The organism is Cloacibacterium rupense, from assembly GCF_014645495.1.
Taxonomy (GTDB): domain Bacteria; phylum Bacteroidota; class Bacteroidia; order Flavobacteriales; family Weeksellaceae; genus Cloacibacterium; species Cloacibacterium rupense.
This window is the reverse complement of record NZ_BMLV01000002.1, coordinates 333452-346800: the sequence shown is the minus strand read 5'-3', so window position 1 is coordinate 346800 and position 13349 is coordinate 333452. Positions and strand designations below refer to the sequence as shown.

General features: G+C 32.7%; 13 protein-coding genes. 5 read left to right on the top strand and 8 right to left on the bottom strand.

Going from position 1 to position 13349, the window contains the following annotated elements:
* Complete coding sequence (locus IEW40_RS05560) at nt 1-1356, bottom strand: DUF4403 family protein (protein WP_188617086.1); 1356 nt, start codon at nt 1354-1356, stop codon at nt 1-3.
* Nucleotides 1357-1419: 63 nt separating this feature from the next.
* Between IEW40_RS05560 and IEW40_RS05555 the strand changes: the two genes are divergently transcribed.
* Nucleotides 1420-1770 (top strand): hypothetical protein, encoded by a 351-nt coding sequence (locus IEW40_RS05555; RefSeq protein ID WP_188617085.1) that lies wholly within the window; start codon nt 1420-1422, stop codon nt 1768-1770.
* Here the strand turns inward: IEW40_RS05555 and IEW40_RS05550 are convergent.
* Nucleotides 1723-2112 (bottom strand): ribosomal maturation YjgA family protein, encoded by a 390-nt coding sequence (locus IEW40_RS05550; RefSeq protein ID WP_188617084.1) that lies wholly within the window; start codon nt 2110-2112, stop codon nt 1723-1725. The two genes, IEW40_RS05555 and IEW40_RS05550, sit on opposite strands and share 48 nt — an antisense overlap.
* A gap of 31 nt (nt 2113-2143) precedes the next feature.
* On the opposite strand from IEW40_RS05550, the gene IEW40_RS05545 reads away from it, so the two are divergent.
* Nucleotides 2144-2572, top strand: a complete 429-nt coding sequence (locus tag IEW40_RS05545) for an energy transducer TonB (RefSeq protein WP_188617083.1) — start codon at nt 2144-2146, stop codon at nt 2570-2572.
* A 70-nt stretch (nt 2573-2642) separates the two neighbouring features.
* On the opposite strand, the gene mutS is transcribed toward IEW40_RS05545, so the two are convergent.
* Complete coding sequence (mutS, locus tag IEW40_RS05540; RefSeq protein ID WP_188617082.1) at nt 2643-5222, bottom strand: DNA mismatch repair protein MutS; 2580 nt, start codon at nt 5220-5222, stop codon at nt 2643-2645.
* A 138-nt stretch (nt 5223-5360) separates the two neighbouring features.
* Here mutS and IEW40_RS05535 point away from each other — a divergent pair, with 138 nt between their 5' ends.
* The 3 genes from IEW40_RS05535 (at nt 5361) to IEW40_RS05525 (ending at nt 7573) form a co-directional block, all read left to right on the top strand.
* On the top strand, nt 5361-5897 hold the full coding sequence (locus tag IEW40_RS05535; RefSeq protein ID WP_188617081.1) for an RNA methyltransferase: 537 nt from the start codon (nt 5361-5363) through the stop codon (nt 5895-5897).
* 140 nt (nt 5898-6037) lie between these two features.
* Complete coding sequence (locus tag IEW40_RS05530; RefSeq protein ID WP_188617080.1) at nt 6038-6928, top strand: hypothetical protein; 891 nt, start codon at nt 6038-6040, stop codon at nt 6926-6928.
* A gap of 141 nt (nt 6929-7069) precedes the next feature.
* On the top strand, nt 7070-7573 hold the full coding sequence (locus IEW40_RS05525) for a hypothetical protein (RefSeq protein WP_188617079.1): 504 nt from the start codon (nt 7070-7072) through the stop codon (nt 7571-7573).
* A 365-nt stretch (nt 7574-7938) separates the two neighbouring features.
* On the opposite strand, the gene ypfJ is transcribed toward IEW40_RS05525, so the two are convergent.
* From ypfJ to IEW40_RS05500, 5 genes are all read right to left on the bottom strand, one after another.
* Entirely contained in the window at nt 7939-8799 is an 861-nt protein-coding gene (gene ypfJ / locus IEW40_RS05520; protein WP_188617078.1) for a KPN_02809 family neutral zinc metallopeptidase, read from the bottom strand.
* A 39-nt stretch (nt 8800-8838) separates the two neighbouring features.
* Nucleotides 8839-10926, bottom strand: a complete 2088-nt coding sequence (locus IEW40_RS05515) for an LTA synthase family protein (protein WP_188617077.1) — start codon at nt 10924-10926, stop codon at nt 8839-8841.
* Nucleotides 10927-10981: 55 nt separating this feature from the next.
* Nucleotides 10982-11467, bottom strand: coding sequence for a 6,7-dimethyl-8-ribityllumazine synthase (gene ribH / locus IEW40_RS05510; protein ID WP_188617076.1), 486 nt, complete (start codon nt 11465-11467; stop codon nt 10982-10984).
* A 9-nt stretch (nt 11468-11476) separates the two neighbouring features.
* Nucleotides 11477-12187, bottom strand: coding sequence for a tol-pal system YbgF family protein (locus IEW40_RS05505; RefSeq protein ID WP_188617075.1), 711 nt, complete (start codon nt 12185-12187; stop codon nt 11477-11479).
* 93 nt (nt 12188-12280) lie between these two features.
* Entirely contained in the window at nt 12281-13303 is a 1023-nt protein-coding gene (locus tag IEW40_RS05500) for a potassium channel family protein (protein ID WP_188617074.1), read from the bottom strand.
* Between the last annotated feature and the right edge of the window lie 46 nt (nt 13304-13349).

Sequence of the window (13349 nt, the reverse complement as noted above, 5' to 3'; positions counted from 1 at the left end):
TTAAAAACTCAACCCTTCAATTTTTAAATTTAAATTGGCATTAATGTCAATAACAGTAGTGATATATTCTGGATTTACTAAAAATTGAGTAGGTTTTAAATCCAAAACTTTTCCTTGTAATTTTAATCCAGCGTGATATTCTTTGTTGAAACTTTCTTCGATGCTTTTTTTAGAAGAATTTTCGATGTCAAGAAGCGGTATTCCATAGTCTTGTTCTATCATTTTCACGATTTTACCTTCAAAAAGTGAAGTCGCTAACTTTTGGAAAATGTTCTTTGTTTTCAATCTAAAATCAGTTTTTGTGAAACCAATTTTATGTTTTGTGGCGTCATAAATTAGATTTCCTTTGATAAAAGAAGTTCCGTTTACTTTTCCTGAAGTCAAAATTTCCATGACAACTAATTCGTTTTCAGGATAAATTTTAATGTTTTCCACTTTTATTTTGCTTTTATCTACATCAAATTCCTTTCCTTGAAATTGTTTTTTTGCAATAGCATTGGCTTCTGTAAAAGGAATATTGGCAGTGGTTTTCATTACGAATTGAGTGCCCAAATTTTGTGCGGAAATATAATTCGGAATGTTTTTTACCAAAGGATTAGCCGTAGGTTGCATTCCTGTAAAAGTTTCAGAAAACAAATCCACAGAAATCGTAGATTTTATCTTGTCAGCATACACTTCAAGCGGAGACATTTTCACTGTTTGTGGTGTAATTTTCAGCCAAGTATTGTATTCTTCAGAAACTTGAATTGGTGCAGCAAATTGATTCCAAGCCATTACCAAATACGGTTGCATATTCATTTTTTGTTGAATTTGCGTGTCTATTACATTCGTAAATTCTTTTTGTTGTTTCGTTAGAATTCCTTCAATAATAGAAGTCAAAGGAATTTTTACTTTCCCAAAATCTAAAACAGGTTTTTCTTTCCACACAAAACCTGCGGTTGTGGTATTGGTTTTCAAACTCCAATTTTGTTGAAAATCTAGGGTAGAAATAAAATTCATCACCACTTTAAAATTGGTTTCTTGGTAGGTATAAACGCCTAAAGTTCCTAAACCTTTTTCTGCCCAAATTTTCAGCGGAACAGAAAACATTAATCTGTTGTTGGTTAATGCTTTAATAGCGATATTTCCGTCTTTTTCTACTTTGGTTTTCAGTTGGTCGTTTTTGTTATTTTCAAAATCTTGGTCATCGTACAGAACGCCTGTAATTTGTTGATTGACTAATCTTTGAATTTCAGAAATCGGTAAATTGACGGGTATAGAAACCGAACTCGGGATTTTTGGAAACTGGTAAGTTTCGGTTTGTGAAAATGCGAAGCCATATGAAAAAAAAGAAATAATTATGATGAAAAATTTCATAGTATAATATTTTAGCAAATGTATTATTTTTGTATTAATCAAAATCAATTATAATTAACAACAATGAAAAACCTTTTAATCTGCCTCTCACTTTCTGTAATTTTTCTTAACTCTTGTACGACAAGAGTAGTTTCCGCTAATAAACCTTATTCTGATACTAAGCTCTCTTATGGAAAGACTTATACTTTTTTTTCAAATAATGGAACTAAAATAACCTTGAATGTTGAGCGTATAGACGAAACTACAATTTATGGAAAAGATATTATTGGAAAAGATATTACAATACAAAAATCTGAAATTTCAAAAATTAATAAATCTAATACTTTGGCAACAGTTGGTCTTGTAGTCTTAGCTATTGCAGCAGCATTAACGATTCCTGCTTATGTCAAAAATGAACCTATTGGTGGAAGATAAAACGAATAAACACCCAAAAGCATAACACAAAATATCAATCCAAGAAAAAGAATTTCCAAGAACAATCATGGCTATTTTATTGTCTTGAAAGCCCAATAATTCTGCAAAATGAAAATATTGAGCAAATTCTATTGCACAAGCAAAAATAAAAATCCCAAGATTGAGAAAATTTTTGTTATTAATTTCAAAAAAAGAAAGAACAAAAGTGTAGATAAGTATCACCACCAAAACATCTCCGAAATAAGAACGCAACCAAGCAATATCTTTGAGAATAGTAGCAATAGAAACTTCTGCCATAAGCAAAAATAGAGTAGCAATAAAAAATTTGAAATTGAATCTCATAATTTGTTAACTTTGATAATTCAAACACAAGATGATGAGATTTATTTTATTTCTAGCCTTATTTTTTGGCTTTTTAGGCTTTGGTCAGGTAAAGCCGTTAACTCCAGAAGATGTACCTGAAGAAGTAAAGAAAATTGTAGATTGCAGTTCTCTTACTTTTGTAGTGATGAAACAACCCGAATTTCCGGGTGGGATGAATGAATTCAGAAAGAAATTTTCAGAAAATTTTGACACTACTCCCCTTAAGGTTTCTAATACCACTCTTAAAACAACCATTTATTTTGTAGTAGAACCAGATGGCAATGTCAATAGAATAAAAGCGGTAGGAGACAATGAAGATTTCAATAAAGAGGCGGAAAGAACCATAAAATCTATGAATACTAAATACGAACCAGCAAAGGTAAATAATTTGGCTGTTCGCTATTTGATGAGGTTTCCGTTAAGTATGAATTTTAAGTAATTTTCTAAATTAAAAATAAAAGGTACACTTTTCTGTGTGCCTTTTTTGTGATAATATCTTTTGAAAAAAATTATTTCCCAATCATCTTCTTAATCGCATTCAATTTCATCAAAGCTTCAATCGGCGTTAAAGTATTAATGTCAATTTTTGTGAGTTCTTCTCTGATGTTTTCTAAAACAGGGTCATCGAGTTGGAAGAAAGATAATTGTAAATTTTCTTCGGTTACTCTTTTTATTTTTTCGGTAGAACCACTGTTAGAACGAGAATCTTCCAAAGTTTTCAGTATTTCAGAAGCACGGTTTACCACTTTAGAAGGCATTCCTGCCAATTTCGCCACGTGAATCCCAAAACTGTGTTCACTTCCACCAGAAACCAATTTTCTCAGGAAAATAATATTGCCTTTGTTCTCTTGAATCGTCACGTGGAAATTTTTAATTCTTTCAAAATTCACACTCATTTCGTTGAGTTCGTGGTAATGTGTGGCGAAAAGTGTTTTTGGTTGAGTAGAATGTTGGTGAAGATATTCTGCTATTGCCCAAGCGATGGAAACACCGTCATAAGTAGAAGTTCCGCGCCCGATTTCATCGAGCAAAATCAAACTTCTTTCCGAAATATTATTCAAAATATTCGCCGCTTCGTTCATTTCTACCATAAAAGTAGATTCGCCCGCAGAAATATTATCTGTAGCGCCAACCCGTGTGAAAATTTTATCTAAAATCCCGATTTCGGCGTATTTAGCAGGAACAAAACTTCCGATTTGCGCCAACAAACAGATAATAGCGGTTTGTCTCAAAATCGCAGATTTACCCGCCATGTTTGGTCCGGTAACCATAATAATTTGTTGAGCATCTTTATCCAGAAAAACATCATTCGGAATGTATTTTTCGCCTAAAGGAAGCGATTTTTCTATAATGGGATGTCTTCCTTCTTTGATGTCAATTGCAAAAGTCTCGTTGAGAATAGGCTTGGTGTAATTTTCAGAAATTGCCAATTCTGAAAGAGAAACCGCACAATCTAACTGTGCAATTAAATTAGAATTCTCTTGAATTTGGTCAATATACATCAATACATTTTCGCAAACTTTTCGGTACAATTGATGCTCAATTTGTGAAATTTTTTCTTCAGCACCTAGAATTTGGGTTTCGTATTCCTTTAATTCTTCTGTGATGTAACGCTCGGCATTAACCAAAGTTTGTTTTCTGATCCAATCTTCAGGAACTTTGTCTTTATGCGTATTTCTAACTTCAATGTAATAGCCAAAAACGTTGTTAAAATCAATTTTCAGAGATGAAATTCCAGTTCTTTCGATTTCTCTTTGGCACATTTCATCTAGGAAACCCTTGCCTTTACTCTGTAAATTTCTCAATCTATCGAGCTCTTCCGAAACTTCGGCTTTGATGACATTTCCTTTGTTGAGGTTTACAGGCAATTCTTCGTTCAAATGATTTTGAAGATATGAAATGAGTTCTTCTAAATTATTGAGGGGTTCTAGCCAAGCCAAAACATCGTGATGAGAACTCAGTAATTCTCTGATTTTCTGAATATTAATTAAACTCTGACGAAGATATCCGAGTTCTTTCGGAGAAATTTTTTCGGCTGCGAGCTTTCCAATTAATCTATCTAAATCTGAAATTCCTTTTAATAAATCGAGGATTTCAAATTTTAAAGAATCTTCTTTATTAAAAAACTCAATCAAAGAAAGTCTGCGGTTGATTTCATTAACGGATTTCAGTGGCAAAATCAATCTTCTACGAAGCAATCTTCCTCCCATTGCGGTGGAAGTTTTATCAATAATATCGAGCAAAGATTTTCCTTGAAAATTACTAGAATGTACAATTTCTAAATTTCTTAGCGTGAAATTATCCATCATTAAATAATCATCTTGCGGAATGCTCTGTATTTTGGTGATGTGCTGTAGAAGAGCGTGATGTGTATCTTCTACTAAATAAGCGAAAATAGCTCCTGCAGCAGTAATTCCCAATTTTTGTTCTTCAATCCCGAAACCTTTTAGCGATTTGGTTTTGAAGTGTGTATTGAGTTTTTCGTAAGCAAAATTATATTGATAAGCCCAATCTTCTAGTTTGAAACAGTTTTTATTTTTGAGTTGTGAAGGAATTTCGGCAGTTCTTTGATAAATAATTTCCGAAGGGTCAAAAGTGTGAACAATATGCAATAATTTCTCTAGATTTCCTTCCGCCACTAAGAATTCGCCGGTAGAAACATCTACCAAAGCTATTCCGTATTTCTCTTTTTCTTTGTGAAGAGAAAGCAAAAAGTTATTTTTCTTGGAATTAAGAACTTGTTCATTAAACGTAACACCTGGAGTTACCAATTCTGTAACACCGCGTTTTACGATTCCTTTCACCATTTTGGGATCTTCTAATTGGTCGCAAATGGCAACGCGTTTTCCAGCTCTTACCAATTTTGGCAAATAAGAATCTACAGAATGGTGCGGGAAACCAGCTAATTCTATGTGACCTTCTCCATTGGCACGTTTGGTGAGAACAATTCCTAGAATTTGGGAAGTGGCAATGGCGTCTTGTCCGAAAGTTTCGTAGAAATCTCCTACCCGAAACAACAATAGCGCATCTGGATATTTCGCCTTGATGGTGTTGTACTGAGTCATTAACGGAGTTTCTTTCTTTGCCATAATATTTTTTACATAGATTTGAACATTTCGAACTTATGTTTTAGAGATATCTACAGAAAATTTTAAAAATTTAGTCTTCTTTGTACAAAATCTTTGTGTGCTTTGTGTTTAAAAATTAATTTTGCCAAAAATACGAAAATGCAGCCTACCAAAAAACTGAAATTAGAAGAATTAGGAAGAATAGATGTAGAAACTTTCAAGAAAACGGAGAAAGTTCCGTTGGTGGTGGTTTTAGATAATGTGAGAAGTATGCATAATGTAGGTGCAGCTTTCAGAACAGCCGATGCTTTTTTGGTAGAAAAAATTATTTTATGTGGTATTACTCCGAGGCCACCTCATAGAGAAATTCATAAAGCTGCGCTAGGCGCTACAGAAAGTGTAGATTGGCAATATTATGAAAATGTGAAAGAAGCCGTAATAGATTTGAAAACTTTGGGATACGAAGTTTTAGGAATAGAACAAACTACCAATTCTGTGATGATTACAGATTTTGAAATTGATAAAACTAAAAAATATGCTTTGGTGTTAGGAAATGAAGTGGATGGAATTTCCGACGAAATTTTGACGGATTTAGATGAGTGTCTCGAAATTCCACAGTTGGGAACTAAGCATTCTCTTAATGTTTCGGTTTGTGGCGGAATTGTGATGTGGGAGTTTTTTAAATATTTAAAATAAATTTTCATAAAATCATATTTATCAATACAATACTTATGATTAAAATCATCTCTTAGCTAATCCTTTTTGTTAATACATTTGTTAAAAATATGAAAAGTTACTTCACTAGATGAAAAGTAACCTTTAAATATTTTATCCAAATGAAAAAATTCTTATCCATTTTTTCTGTTCTCTTGAGTTTTATTTTTTCACAAATTTCGGCTCAAGGTTTATCACCTTACATTAAGGTAGGAGTCTATAAAGACAATATTTCCAAAACAGCTTCGGTAGTACAGTCTACTTTAAAAGCTAAGGATTTTGATTTGATAGGAAGCTACAGTCCTGAAGGAAAAGCTACACTAAAAGTTCTTGTTTTTACAAGAAATGATTTACAGCAAACCACACTTAAAATAAAAGATAGAGGAGCTCTTGCTTCTGTTCTAAAAGTGGGTTTAATTAGCAATACAGAAGGAACTACAATTACTTACTTAAATCCTGAATACATTTTTAATGCTTATTTAAGAGGAGAATATGCCAAATATTCTGGAGTTCTTAATAAAGTAGATAATGATTTTACGTCTGCTTTATCTGCATTAGGTAATGAAAATAGAGGATTCGGTGGTTCTTTAAGCGCTGCTGAATTACAAAAATATCATTACAAAGCTATGATGCCTTACTTCACCGACCCGATTACATTAAATACTTTTTCTTCTTTTGATGAAGGCGTTCAAACAATAGAAAAAAATTTAAAAGTAGGAAGTGGTGGAACAAAATTGGTATATAAACAGGTTTTTAAAGGAAACAAAGTGGCTGTTTATGGCATAGCATTAATTAGCCCAAACTTAGGTGAAGCCAAATTTTTACCTACAATTGGTGAAAGCAATATCGCAGCGATGCCTTATGAAATTATCCTACAAGATAATAAAGCTACCATGTTGAATGGCAGATATAGAATTGCTTTGCATTGGCCAAATTTAACCATGGGAACTTTTATGAAAATTGTAAGTGCACCTGGAAATATAGAAGATGCCATGAAAGCTGTTTGTAAATGATATAATTTATTGTGAATTTAATTAGCACATAGAGAAATTTAATAGAAATGTTGTAATAATTGTTAGTAAATTTATTATTATTTTTATAAATAATGTGATTTAATAAAAAATTGTATATTTAAATAATTAAATTGTTAAGTCATGAAAAAAAAATCTATTCTTTTATTTCTATTTTTTTCTTTATTTGTTTTTTCTCAGAATTGTGGTATTGATAGCTATGGTTTTGTAAAATGGACATCTAATAAGGCTTACACGGCTTCAATTATCGTCAAAAAAGATAAAAAAACTACCGTAAGAGTTAAATTTGATGACATAATGGTAGAGTTTCAGGCTGATTATGATGTTCAGCATTTAGATGATATTATTTTAAAAATTGAAGGAAAAGGATCTCCAATTTTTTTAAAGGGTAAAGGTAGTTATAATCCAGATACTTTTATTTTTAGAATCTCAGAAGAAGGAAGTATTATTTCTGGAACCACATATGATAGCTCACAAGTAAGGAAAAAACTTGAGATTTTGGATACTGATGTTGCTGAAAATAGCTTAGCATTATTAGAACAATTCTATACCAATAAAGATACAGATTATCCCGAAATTGTAAAGGGTATTCTATATTATGAGTATCTAAACAAGAAAAAGAAATAGCAATTACCATGTAAACATAAAAAATCCCGAAATTTTCGGGATTTTGTTTTTATCTTATGGCTTTTCTTAGATGAGTTCCTCTATTAATGAGATAAATTATCGCGACTAAATTTCCCACAAAAAATAAGGGAATAATCCACATTAATTTATTTTTTATCGGATTTTTTACAATATCTAATAAAACTACAAATATTGATAAGAGTTTAAAAACAATTGAAATTGACAAAAGAATATTAGGTGTAATAACTCCAATGTGCCAATGTGATAATTTTAATAAAGAACCTACCAACGTGAAAACTAAACCAATAATTGAAATTGATAATATTACATTTTTGGGAATCAACAAAGGGTGTGTTTTCAATGGGTTATCTTCTCAAAAGCTGATCAAAAGTATTGCCTTGTCTTATATCACCAGAGTTATACCCTTTCATAAACCATTCTACACGTTGTTGTGAACTACCGTGCGTGAAGGCTTCTTGGTTCACGTAGCCTGCGCTTCTTTTTTGGATATTGTCATCACCTACAGCAGCTGCAGCTTCCATGGCACTTTCGATATCGCCAGGTTCTAAGAAGTTTTCTCTATTATTGGTTTGTTTAGCCCAAAGCCCAGCGTAGAAATCTGCTTGCAATTCTGTAGCTACAGAAACTCTATTCATTTCCGCTTCAGAGTATTGTCCGCTTCTGCGCAATTTATCAACTTGTTGTGTAGTCCCTAATAAAGTTTGGATGTGATGACCAATTTCGTGTGCCATTACATAGGCGATGGTAAATTCTGTAACCTTTGCGCCAAATTTTTGCTGCAATTCACTAAAAAAACTCATGTCCATATACACTTTTTGGTCTGCGGGGCAATAGAATGGTCCCATTGCAGCTTGTGCAGTGCCACATCCAGATTGTGTTACATTTTCGAAGAGCACTATCTGAGGTTCTTTATACTGCATTCCATTTTCTGCGAAGACTTTTTCCCAAGTTTGGTTATTTTCTTCAGAAAGCATTCTTACAAATTCTCTTATCTGAAGTTCATTTTCTGAAAGTTGTCTTTGTTCAGTAGGGGCAGAATTTTCTACACCTCCACTTAAAATTGAAGAAGGGTCACCTCCTAAAAAAAAGACTATTGCAGCAATAATTAAGGTGCCAAGCCCACCGCCAACCAGCATACCGCCACCGCCACCGCCGGTACCGCGTCTGTCATCTACATTATCTGCTCTATCGTTTGTCCATTTCATAATTTTTGTGTTTTTGAATTTTATAAAATTAATAAAAATTTATTTATCAAGTTTATTTTCTTTTAACCAAAAACTTGTGGCTTGGTATGCAGCTATAGTTTCTGTTTCTAGATCTTTTCTAGGGTTTTTAGGCAGTAGATTTTCGGTGAAATAAATATTGTACTCATGTATTAAAGACGAACTTTCTTTTTGAATGAGCTGGTATTGTTTTACTTTTTTGGTAGGAGAAATTACGGTTAAAAAATTGTCTTTTACAAACCCTAAGTCTTGATAAGTAGCAATATAAGCTCTAGGGACATAATTTTTAGAAAAAACATCTTGTCCTAAGAATTTTGATTGATAATTAAAATGGAGCAACCCAAAAAGAGTAGGCATTATATCAATTTGTGATGCGATCGTTCTAAATTTTTGAGGCTCTACAAAACCTGGAGAAAAAATCATCCCAGGAATTCTATACTTGTCCATTGGAAGCTCTGTTTTGCCAGCACTAGAGGCGCAATGGTCTGCTACAATTACAAAAACGGTGTTTTTGTACCAATCTTGTTTAGCTGCCATTTCAAAGAATTTTTTAAGAGCATAATCGGTGTATTTTACACCACCATTTCTAGATTTAGAAGTTGGCGGAATGTCAATTTTACCTTCCGGATAAGTGTATGGTCTATGGTTAGAAACCGTCATCCAATGATGAAAAAATGGTTTTCCAGATTTGGCATCTTTGTTCATTTCAGAGATTGCTTTTTTGGCCATATCTTCATCACAGACTCCCCAAACGTTGGCAAAAGTAATTTCTTCTGGTTTAAAATTATCTCTATCTACAATTTGATAACCATTGCCACCGAAAAAATCTTTCATATTGTCAAAATAGCTATAACCTCCGTATAAAAATTTGGTGGTGTAACCTTTTGATTTAAAGATGTTTCCAGTAGTGAATTTATTTTTATTTTCTGATTCTCTTTTAATAATACTTTCTCCCGCAGTTGGCGGAATGCAAAGTGTAAGTGCTTCTAAGCCACGAACAGTACGATTGCCAGTGGCATAAAGATTGGTAAAAAATAAGCTTTGCTGTGCCAAAGAATCTAAGAAAGGGGTTATTTTATCACGATTTCCGTAGAATTTCATAAAATCTGCCGAAAGGCTTTCGATAGAAATGAGTACAACGTTTTTATGCTGCTCTGGTTGTAATTCAGCGACAATTTTTCTATCTAAACTAGTTGTTCCCAAAGCTGAAAGCACTTTGTTTTCTGCTAATTTCCCATCAATATTCGGATAAAATTTAAAGAAATCTAAAGTGTTATTGGTGAAAGCTTCATAAAATTTAAACAGACCATTGGATGCAATTTCTTTTTTGAAAGTATTTCCTTTGTCATAAGAAAGTTTTGGGATAAAGAAAATACTTATCAATACTAAAACAATAAAACTTCCTAGTAAAACAAGCTTCTGTTTGAAATTAGGAAGCTCTAATAAACTTTTTTTTGTTTTTCTATAAATAAGCCAAGTGATGGTGGCCGTAATTAAAAAGATGATGGAAAATAAAGGAACTATTGGGTAGCTTTCCATAATATTTCCTATTACTTCATTGGTGTAGATGAGGTAATCTACAGCAATAAAATTGTAACGTACCCCAAATTCATTGTAGAAAAAATATTCACTTACTGCATTGAAGATAATAAGTAGAACATACAAAAATAAGGTGATAAAATACAAAGAGTTTCTGATTTTAAGCTTTTGTTTTGGCAAAAAATACATCAAAGCGAAAAGGAAAGTTTTTAGCCCTAAAAAAATGAGTACAATTTCGCTTACACTTCCTCCGTATTGTTTGAAAATATTATTTGGAGTAAGTAAAACATACAAAAATGCAGCAATGAAACCTCCTAAAATGATTTTCCCGTATGGATTTTCGTATTTTCCATTGGATAAAAATAGAAAATAGAGTGCCAAAAAACCACTAGCAATCGTAAAAACGAAGATATCACTGACCAAGCCAATAGAAGCCACTTTTAAAATATCTCCTATGCTAAAATGGTCTGTAGTGATTGGGTGTAGCACAAAAACTAACCTCAAAAGAAATGAAACGATGAGGTAAAGAATTCCTAGGCCAAGGAAAGGTTTTATTTTTTGTAGGTACATTTCAATATGTTTGAGTTTAAGATTCTAAATTTAAGACTTTTAAAATAAATAAAAATTATTTCAAATTTCTCTTAAATTCAATCATTCTAAGTGCTGTAACGGCAGCTTCTACACCTTTATTGCCTAGATTGCCACCACTTCTGGCGATGGATTGTTCTTTGGTGTCATCTGTAAGTACACAGAAAATAGCAGGCACATCCGTCATCACATTGCAATCTTTAATGCCTTGCGCTACAGCACTGCAAACGTAATCAAAATGAGGAGTTTCTCCTCTTATCACGTTTCCTATAGCGATTACAGCATCGTGATTTTCTGCTACACAAAGTTGCATACAAGCAAAACTGAGTTCGAATGCACCAGGAACAGAGAAAACGTCTATATTTTCTTTTTTTACGCCTTCTTTTTCTAGTATTTCTAGAGCAGCGTCTCTTAGGTTGTAGGTTACAAAATCATTCCAATCAGAAACAACAATGCCGATTCTAAAAGAATCAGCATTTGTAATTTGTAATGGTTTGTAATCCGAAAGATTTACAGTTGCCATTGTTTATTTTTAAAAGTTTTTTACCATTTCTATGTATGCTTCAGAAGCTCCTCCGTCATAATCTTGGTATTTTTCTTCTATGGTTGAAAAATATTTTTTAGCCTCAGCATTTTTTTTAAGAGCAAGAGCTAACAATCCTGCTTTTTTATTAAAATAATAGGCAGTGTACGCGTCATCAGATGCATTAGCAGCTTTATCCATCATAGAAAGAGCATCTTCTGGTTTATTAAGATTAGCCAAAGCGTCTCCCATTGCGCCGTATTTAAGAGCCATTAAAATCTTATTATCTGAGCTGAATTTGTCTAATAAATCATAGGCTTCTTGATATTTACCTTCTTTGAATTTTAGTAAACCTGCATTATAAGCAGATAATTTACCAGCTGGAGTGCTTCCAAATTCTTCAAAAGTTCCTTTGAAACCTGGGTTTGCAGCAGATTTACCTCCTAAAGCAGCTTCGTCTTTTCCTTCAGAAAGATTTTTTTGTGCAGCTAGGTAGCTAAGGGTTGCTTCTTCGTTTTTAGGATTGGTGATAAATTGTTGGTAGGCAAAATATCCCAATACACCAGCTACTAAAAGACCGAAAACAATACCGATTTGTTTTGCGTATTTTTCAATGAACATTTCTGTTTTAAGAGCCCCTTGGTCTAGATCCTGAAAAATCTCTACTGTTTCTTTTCCTTCGTTTTCTAGCTCTTTTTTGCTTTTATGCTTATCTGTCATAATTTTTGAAATTGAACTGCAAAAATAATAGTTTCTGCTGTGATATACAATATTTATTTTCAGTGGTTTTTAGATTAATTTTTTTTGTTGTATTTAAGGTAAATCTTGGGGATAGATTTTTTGTAATTTTTCAATCTGCTGAGGTTGTCCCAATGCAAAAATACAGCAGTTGGCTTCTATGCTTTTACTTTCGTCAGGATTGATGATGTATTTACCATGAGCATCTTTGTAGCCTACAATTTTGCAACCCGTTTTAGGGAAAATTTGTAAATCTTCTATTTTCTTGTTTATAAAATGTCCCGGAAGTCGATTGGTATAAATCTCTAGCACGTTTATCTGTTTGGTTCCTTCTAGTGTAATGTGGTCTACAAATTCTACAATATCGGGCGTTATGAGAAGAGAAGCCATATGCTCGCCCCCAATTTTATCTGGCATAATTACGTTTTCTGCACCAGCGGTTTTTAGTTTTTTAATGGTATTGCTATTAGAAGCGCGGCTAATGACTTTAATATTAGGGTTTAGTTCTTTAGAAGAAATTACTATGAATAAATTATCTGCATCTGATGGAAGAGAAGCAATAATGCCCACCGCTTTTTCTATGCCCGCTTTTTTTAATACTTCATCTTCTATGGCATTTCCGTGAATGAAAATAGTATCTGCAAATTCATCATCTCTATTTTCTAAAGGCTTTTTATCAATGATGACAAATGGTTTTTTATGAAGAATTAATTTCCTAGCGGCTTGTCTTCCATTTCTGCCAAAGCCACAGATAATGATATGATTTTCTAGATTTTTCATCCTTTTTTTTATGATGTTAATTTTATATTCTTTGCCAATGTTTCCACTAAATATTTCTAATGCCAAAGCAGTAAGACCATATAAAACAGCGCCTACCCCAAAGAGCATTAAGAAAATGGTAATGATTTTACCTTCGTCAGAAAAATTATTAGGCACTTGAAATCCTACCGTAGTAAGAGTCATCACACTATACCAAATAGCATCTAGTAGGTTTAATCCTTCGGAATGCATAAAGCCTACAGTACCGAAAATGATGAAAATAACAATCGCCAAGGTAAGTACGGCAATTCTTTTGTAAAGTGCTGATAATCTTCTCATAAAAACAAATCCTTTATAAAATTACAAAAATTAGTCATCATATTTT